At 42.6% G+C, this 7032-nt stretch carries 8 protein-coding genes and 1 pseudogene; 1 reads left to right on the forward strand and 8 read right to left on the reverse strand.

The features are described 5' to 3' along the window. From PN499_RS02230 to PN499_RS02265, 8 genes are all read right to left on the reverse strand, one after another. Window positions 1–783: ATP-binding protein (locus PN499_RS02230; protein WP_272030032.1), on the reverse strand; the 783-nt coding region annotated here is incomplete at its 3' end. 63 nt (window positions 784–846) lie between these two features. After that, window positions 847–1944, reverse strand: a complete 1098-nt coding sequence (locus PN499_RS02235) for an ATP-binding protein (RefSeq protein ID WP_272030034.1) — start codon at window positions 1942–1944, stop codon at window positions 847–849. A gap of 402 nt (window positions 1945–2346) precedes the next feature. Continuing rightward, window positions 2347–2574, reverse strand: coding sequence for a YgiT-type zinc finger protein (locus PN499_RS02240; protein WP_272030036.1), 228 nt, complete (start codon window positions 2572–2574; stop codon window positions 2347–2349). A 105-nt stretch (window positions 2575–2679) separates the two neighbouring features. Continuing rightward, window positions 2680–3909, reverse strand: a complete 1230-nt coding sequence (locus tag PN499_RS02245) for a beta-ketoacyl-ACP synthase (protein WP_272030037.1) — start codon at window positions 3907–3909, stop codon at window positions 2680–2682. 127 nt (window positions 3910–4036) lie between these two features. Then, window positions 4037–4795: a peptidylprolyl isomerase gene (locus tag PN499_RS02250; protein ID WP_272030038.1), complete on the reverse strand. Its 759-nt coding sequence runs from the start codon at window positions 4793–4795 to the stop codon at window positions 4037–4039. Window positions 4796–5011: 216 nt separating this feature from the next. Beyond that, window positions 5012–5548 (reverse strand): hypothetical protein, encoded by a 537-nt coding sequence (locus tag PN499_RS02255; protein WP_272030040.1) that lies wholly within the window; start codon window positions 5546–5548, stop codon window positions 5012–5014. A 5-nt stretch (window positions 5549–5553) separates the two neighbouring features. Beyond that, on the reverse strand, window positions 5554–5928 hold the full coding sequence (locus PN499_RS02260) for a hypothetical protein (RefSeq protein WP_272030042.1): 375 nt from the start codon (window positions 5926–5928) through the stop codon (window positions 5554–5556). Window positions 5929–6199: 271 nt separating this feature from the next. Further along, window positions 6200–6766, reverse strand: coding sequence for a photosystem I assembly protein Ycf4 (locus tag PN499_RS02265; RefSeq protein ID WP_272030044.1), 567 nt, complete (start codon window positions 6764–6766; stop codon window positions 6200–6202). 116 nt (window positions 6767–6882) lie between these two features. On the opposite strand from PN499_RS02265, the pseudogene PN499_RS02270 reads away from it, so the two are divergent. Further along, window positions 6883–7032, forward strand: a pseudogene (locus PN499_RS02270) (photosystem II D2 protein (photosystem q(a) protein)); the annotation flags it as partial.

Consider the following 7032-nt stretch of genomic DNA (forward strand, 5'->3'; position numbering starts at 1 on the left):
CTCCCCTGCTCCCCCACTCCCTAAAGGTGGTGACACTTCCAAGGTTAATTGTTGCAAGTCACTTAATCGAACTCCTCGCAAGATTTGCGGTAGAGTTTCCTTGGCGGTAACGCCGGGACTGATATGTAAAACCAGGTTGTCACCTTGGCGAATTTGCCAAGTAACGCGGGGATGACAAACAGCAATTTGCTGAAGTATTAATTGTACTGCTCGCAACTGCTGTGTAGGAGATACAAAACCGCGACGGACTGGCCAACTGCCAAATAAATTAGATACCGTTACCACAGTACCGGGAGCGATCGCAATTGCTTGTACTTCCGTCGGTTCCCCAACATTATTGTAAACAACTCGCCAACCAGATGTTAGATTTTGATTTGGGGATTTTTGCTGGTCATTCTTAGGCTTTAATCTCTCTTCAATCGGAGTTGCAAAATCATTTTCTCGACTTGCAATTTCCAAGCAAGCTAACTGAGCCAAACTGTGTAAAGCTTCGCCGCGAAATCCCAGAGTTGTAATCTTCCAAAGGTCTTTTGCACTGTTGATTTTGCTAGTGCTATGAGCAGTTGCTGCCTGCTGTAAATTCTCTAAACTCATCCCTATACCATTGTCGAAAACTTGCACTCGCCATTGCTCTGGCCAGATCGAAACAATGATTCTAGTTGCACTCGCATCGAGGGAATTTTCTACCAATTCTCGCACTACAGCGGCCAGAGAGTCGATGACTTCTCCGGCGGCAATTAGGTGGACAACTTCTGCGGGTAGGGTTTGAATTGTAGCTGTCATCCCATTTTAAATTGTAGATTGTAAATTGTAGATTTTAGATTTTTGGTTATCTAAAAGCGAAAGCTATTCAGTTTTTATTCGTGGCAAACGCAGGCAGAAAGTTGTACCTTGAGAATATTGCGATTCAAAAGTAATATCGCCGCCATGAGCATCTATAATTGACTTAGCTATTGCTGTTCCCAATCCCGTACCGCTCCGCTTTCCAAAAGTTACAAATGCGTCAAATAGATGTTCGCGAATTGACTCTGGAATTCCCGGCCCATTGTCAGAAATTATAATTTTTGCCCATTTCTCATCGGTCTCAAGCACAATCTCAACTTTACCACCCTTACCGTCAAAAGCTTCTACAGCATTTCCCACTAAATTTTGCAAAACGCGCAAAATCTTGTTTTCATCAGCTTCGATAATTACATCTGCTGTCTGCACTACCAAATTGACATGAGTACTATCAAAATAAACTCGATTTAGCTTTTCAAATTGCTGTAAAGTATTAGATAAATTGACTATTTTTTTGTGCAGTACAGCATTGCCGCGAGAAAATTCTAATACTTCGTCCGCCATTCCTAACATTCGCTGTACTTGCAATTGAATCAGTTCGCACCATTCAGCCGTTTCTTCGTCTGGATGCAAGTCTTGGAGCATTTCACTTGATAATTGAATCCCTGTAAAAGGACTTTTAAAGTCGTGAATGATGGTGCTAACCATTTCTCCCACTACTACCATTTTCTCTTTGTGAACTAACTGTTTTACGTATTGGTCTGTTGTGGATCTTAGGTGTTGAGTAATGTAACCGAATAGATGAAGTACCGCACTGCCTTTGGCAATTCTCAAGGTGTCCATCAGAGTGTCGCGGGAAATTTTTGCTAATGTTGAATTACCGCAAACGACGGCTCTAGCACTGCGAGGCTGTCCGTCTAAAACTCCAAATTCTCCGAAAAAGTCGTTTGGTTTTGCTACGGCAACTGTTTGATATTTGCCTTCGGGTGTGCGCTTGCTAAACTCGACTTGACCTTCTAGAACTAGGTATAAAAAATCGGGAATTTCTCCTTCTTCAAAAACTACTTTTTCCAGGGGGAAGCTTTCCACTTCTGCCACTTGGCACAATTGGTCAGCTTGCTCTTGGTCAAAATAGGAGATAAATCGATGGGATGCTAGCTCCATTTGAGATTACCAAATGATTAATCTTGTCAGTTTCTTTCTGCTATATTTACTCAGTATTTCTTCACTCTCACCACTCGGTAAAGCGATCTTTTTGCCCAGAATTGGGGCTATAAAGTCTTATTTGAGCCGAGCGGAGCGCAGTTCAGTATAAATACTCAGTTTTTGTCAGCTTACGATTGAGCTGAGAGTCGGAGCGATCGCTCCCTGTCTAAGTAGAGTTTCGCCGAGCTAATAGTGCATACGCCTGTTGGTGTTACTCCCCGTTAGACTATCATATCCCCACCCGTAAGCCAAACTGAGTCTTGAGTATAAACCCCGCTCAACCTAGAAAGTAGAGCGATCGGGTGATTGATTTTACTTGACAAATTAGTTTAAACGTGATATGTAGGCAAAACTGCGAAACTATCTGGTAAAATCAAATACGGGTATCTCAATTAACCGATTAGGCCTTCTTTCTTCCCAAATCATTTGTTGAAAAATCTCTACTGTGTCAGGAGAAAAAAATCGCTCTCCAGTTTCAACACAAACCCTAGCTGGCACGTTTTCAATAACGCTAAACTTGCCATTAATTGCCAGGGTGTAGTTTACTTTTTCTTCGACAATTGTTTCTTTCAAAATGTCAGTTTTCATCTTAGCTTCTCCTAATTTTAAAATCAATCCAAAGTTGCGGATTTGGTTCGTATAGGGTAACGATCTTCAGCAAAATTTCTTCAATCATTGTCATCCAGCCGCACTTTACCTATACCAACCTAAAGCTATCACAGCATTTTGTCCCCCAAATCCAAAGCTAAAACAAAGCGTATTCCCGATATTACTCCGACGCGCCGCCATAACTAAGTCTAACTCAAATAATGATGTTCTCAATCCCACACAAGGCGGTAATATTTGATGTTTAATACTCATTAAACACAAGGCCGCACCTAATGCACCAGAGGCACCTAATGTATGTCCCGTCGCTCCCTTAGTTGAACTAATAGCAACTCCTTGAGGAAATAACTTTTCAGTTAACATTGCCTCATGTTCATCATTTAAATTAGTTGCAGTGCCGTGAGCATGAATATAATCTATATCATTGACAGATAATTTACTACGACTTAAACATTGCTCGATCGCTGCGATCGCACTTTTCCCTCCTAAATCCGGTGCTGTTGCATAACAGCCATCATTTGTCAAGCCAAACCCCAAAACTTGACCGTAAATCTTAGCACCGCGCCGCTTAGCTAACTCAGCAGACTCCAAAACTACCACCGCAGCGCCTTCTCCCAAAACAAAGCCTTCGCGCTGCGAATCAAAGGGATAGGCCCCCGTTTGCGCCAAAGCACCCATCTGATTGAATCCTGCTAGGGTTAAGGGCGTAATTGGGGCTTCCACAGCGCCAGCAATGACGCGATCGCATTGTCCCGTCTGGATTAACTCAAAACCTTGCGCGATCGCCCAAATTCCCGTCGCACAAGCCGCTGCTGGTGCTAATACCGGCCCCCTCGTACCAATGAAATTAGCCGCCGCGATCGCCCCAGCATGAGGCAAACAATCTAAGAATTGGTAATTGGTAATTGGTAATTGGTAATTGGTAATTGGTAATTCTTTTCCTTCTTCCTCCTCTCCTAGATAACTAAATTCCTCTTCATTCTTCCTTCTTCGTTTTTCGTTTTTCGTTTTTCCTTCCCTTGCCAACTGCTCTAACTTTGCTTGATTTCCGCGACTAGAACCAAGAACTAAGCCACAATCTGGCAAAGGTAAAAATAAATCAGCATCGATAATAGCATCAGCCAAAACCTGCTGAGTCAGTTTTATTAACTCAACAGGTTTTTTGCCAATTAAAGCCAAAGGTCTGCATTCAATTTCTGGGAAAGGTTGGTGCAGAAAAATCCCAGAATGACCAGATAAAATTTCATTCCAACTAGATTCCAGCGTACCCAAAGCTGAAACAAGACCGATGCCAGTAACAACAACTTTTACACTCATTGCTATTTGTTAGTAGTTAGTTGTTAGTTGTTAATATTTGACTTGACAACCAGTAACCTGCCACTTACAACTATAAACTAACCATTTGCCCACGAACAACTAACAACTAACCACTAACTACTAACAATTAATTTTTCAAATTTTCCAAACCCTGCGTTACCTTAGCTGATTCAATGCGATCTCCAGCCTGAATTTGATCTATCGCTTCCATCCCTTGCGTTACATAGCCAAAAACCGCATAGTCGCCATCCAATGCTGGCGAGTCACTCAAAGCAAAATAAAACTGAGAAGAAGCCGAATCAGGAAACTTAGATCTAGCCATTGCTACAGCACCGCGAGTGTGCTGTAATACAGGTTTAGCCGTTACTCCAGCTTGTTGAAATGTTGTACTATAAGTAGGTTTTTTGGCTCCTTTCGGCTTAATTTCTAAGGGAATATAGCGCTCTTTTGAAGTTGCAGGATCGATAAAACCACCTGTCCCCAAATCCGCCGCCGGAAACTTAGGATCTTTCCCTTGGGGATCGCCGCCTTGAACTACAAAAGGTTCCGGTTCCCGAACTACTCGGTGAAATACCAGGCCGTCGTAAACTCCGCGCTTGACTAAATCGACAAAATTACCCGCAGTAATAGGCGCATTTGTGCCGTCTACTTCGATAGTTATGGGGGCACCTTTAACTACCATTACTACCGTTGCCTTTCCTTCCAGGCGGGGTAAATTACTAATTTGTGGGCTACTCGCTTGTTGCGGTGGAGTTGAAGCCGCTTGACTGGCAGAGGGGCTAGGGACGGGTGAGGAATTTGCACTAGGGGAATCGCCGCATCCTCCTAAAGTTAGTACGCCAACGAGGAAAAGTGGTAATAACCACTGCTGAATTTTAATTTTCATTTTGACTCTGAGTTACACAGTTTTGATTTTAGCGAGTGTTGATTGAAGGCGCAAGTAATCAGTTAGCAGATTTATTGTACCAATTTGGCGTACAATAGCGATTGTATAAAGTAAGTTTTTAATATTGATATCGGAGTTCGGGACAATGACGACAGTTGTTTTAATTTTGCCGCTGGCATGAATTGGAAGTGTATATCTTTGAGGCTGGTGTTGAGATTAAGGAGTTGCGATCGCGCTTTGAGATTCAGGAATGGGATATGTGCGATCGCTTAACGCCTGCTGCAAATGACCTGTCATTAAATTAATAGTGAAACTATCTCCTTCTAGCATTTTAATTATTAGATGCTCGCCAATGACTGACATTCTGGTTCCTTGATCGGGTAAAGCTTCACTAAATCTGATCGCTCCTTCTGGGTTAAAAACTAGCACTTCCTCTTGAGTTAGTATAGCAGTGGCACTGTCTAAACTTAAAATCTGAACAATGTATGTAGTGAATGGTAAAGCTACAATAATGCGACCATCATGCAGATTAATAGCCGCTAATTTTTCATCTACTCCAATCCACATTTCACTACTATTTTGTGATAGTTTAATAATTGGTTCAATTAGCTCACTTCTCCAACTGATGCCGTAGCATCCTAATTTAGCACCGAGGTCAATAGCTGCAAACTTGTGAGCGTAATTGTGGGCAATTATCCTTCTAGGGCTATCAATTTTCTCAAATTCTGATTGGTCTATAATTTTGATTTTCATGATGTTTACTCTTGATATATCATAGGAATAATAGATGTAATTTGAGGGATGTTGTCTAGGTTGCCACTGGGGTAAAAGTAGCAAACTAGAATCGCTCCTGTTGCCTCTGTACCAATTACTTCGACTTTCCGAGTGATGTTGAGTCCATGTTTGGTGGGTTTCCTATAATTGATGACTTCTGGAGCATTTAATCCCTCAGCAAAGATTTGTAGTAGGCGATCGCGCCCTCCAATGGTTTCATCAATTCCTAGTCTATTTAATTCTTTCAAGTTCTGCAAGGAGCGCTTTATATTTTCGGGGTCTGAGGTGACTCTACCAAAAAAGAAGTCAAATTTGCTGGCTCTCACTGTGAACCCTTTACCTTGAATCACTTCATCCATTGTGGAAAATGTTGAGTGTTCCTAAAAATATTGCACTTAATCTATTAATTATACAATTGAACTGGGACGATCCGACTTCATCAGATTTCGCTAGTTTAGAGACAAGTAGGTTTTTGAGGATGAAGTTGTCAGTCTTTGGTATCAGAAACGGATATCCTGAGTAAACAATACCGATCGCACCTCATAACCCTCATTGAAAAAAGCGATCGCTACTCATATCTAAGCACGATCGCCTCACTCTCCAAATCATGGTCTAGCCAGATTTCTCACATTACAAACCTTCCAAAGGAACTCCTAAAAATCTAGCCAATTGAGCTCCTTGATTTTCCACCTCAGACAATCCTAAAGGCTGTCCCACCCGCGTTAAAGGATATTCCCGACGATCCTTGAGTTTAAGATAAATTGCTCGGCGCGGACTCAGACCTTCCTTAATATCAATTCGCACCGATTGTACATCCTCCCTCTTAATGGCGATATCAATTTTGCGGTTTTTCCCCGGAAAACCCCAGCGAAATAGTCTAATACTCCCATTTTCGCCATTAAACTCATTGTAGCCGCCCCCAACATCGCAGGCGATCGTCATCCACAGGTAAAGCGCCAGCAGCACCCCACAAACCCCATAGAAAGTCATCGCCATACCTTGAGGGAAAAAGTAAAGCTGAGTAGGGTCAGCAAAAGGCAGTAGGTTAACGTGCAAGTAGGAAGAAATACCTGCCAGTAAAAAACCAGTCCCGCCGATACTAACGATCGCAGCGAAGAAGTAATTACTCAAGCGGCGCGATCCCAGAACCTCCAGACGGAGTATGCGATCGCTTGTGGATGTCATTTGTGCAGTCATAAAATTTTCCTTTTTTTAGCCCAGGGGAATTGCAAATTTTGTTAATTTGTAATATATAGTTATGTTAACTTAATTAGAAACCTTCCCCTTTTAATAAGCACGAGGATTTTCGCGAAATGACTATAGCAGTCGGACGCGCCCAGAACGAACGAGGTCTATTTGATGCCCTCGACGACTGGCTCAAGCGCGATCGCTTCGTTTTCATCGGTTGGAGCGGCTTGCTCCTCTTCCCCTGCGCCTTCTTCGCCATCGGCGGCTGGTTGACC

Origin of the sequence: Kamptonema animale CS-326 (genome assembly GCF_028330895.1) — a bacterium.
In the GTDB taxonomy this organism is placed as follows: Bacteria; Cyanobacteriota; Cyanobacteriia; order Cyanobacteriales; family Microcoleaceae; genus Kamptonema; species Kamptonema formosum.